Origin of the sequence: Streptomyces eurythermus (assembly GCF_014649115.1) — a bacterium.
In the GTDB taxonomy this organism is placed as follows: domain Bacteria; phylum Actinomycetota; class Actinomycetes; order Streptomycetales; family Streptomycetaceae; genus Streptomyces; species Streptomyces eurythermus.
Genome location: NZ_BMSK01000068.1, coordinates 1 through 550, shown reverse-complemented (window position 1 = coordinate 550; position 550 = coordinate 1). Strand labels below are relative to the sequence as shown.

General features: G+C 57.5%; 1 rRNA gene. It reads right to left on the bottom strand.

The window, feature by feature from the left end:
* Positions 1-550, bottom strand: a 16S ribosomal RNA gene (locus IE251_RS40500); the annotation flags it as partial.

Here is a 550-nt window from a genome sequence, read left to right as displayed (position 1 = left end):
CTGTACACCGACCACAAGGGGGGCACTATCTCTAATGCTTTCCGGTGTATGTCAAGCCTTGGTAAGGTTCTTCGCGTTGCGTCGAATTAAGCCACATGCTCCGCTGCTTGTGCGGGCCCCCGTCAATTCCTTTGAGTTTTAGCCTTGCGGCCGTACTCCCCAGGCGGGGAACTTAATGCGTTAGCTGCGGCACCGACGACGTGGAATGTCGCCAACACCTAGTTCCCACCGTTTACGGCGTGGACTACCAGGGTATCTAATCCTGTTCGCTCCCCACGCTTTCGCTCCTCAGCGTCAGTAATGGCCCAGAGATCCGCCTTCGCCACCGGTGTTCCTCCTGATATCTGCGCATTTCACCGCTACACCAGGAATTCCGATCTCCCCTACCACACTCTAGCTAGCCCGTATCGAATGCAGACCCGGGGTTAAGCCCCGGGCTTTCACACCCGACGTGACAAGCCGCCTACGAGCTCTTTACGCCCAATAATTCCGGACAACGCTTGCGCCCTACGTATTACCGCGGCTGCTGGCACGTAGTTAGCCGGCGCTT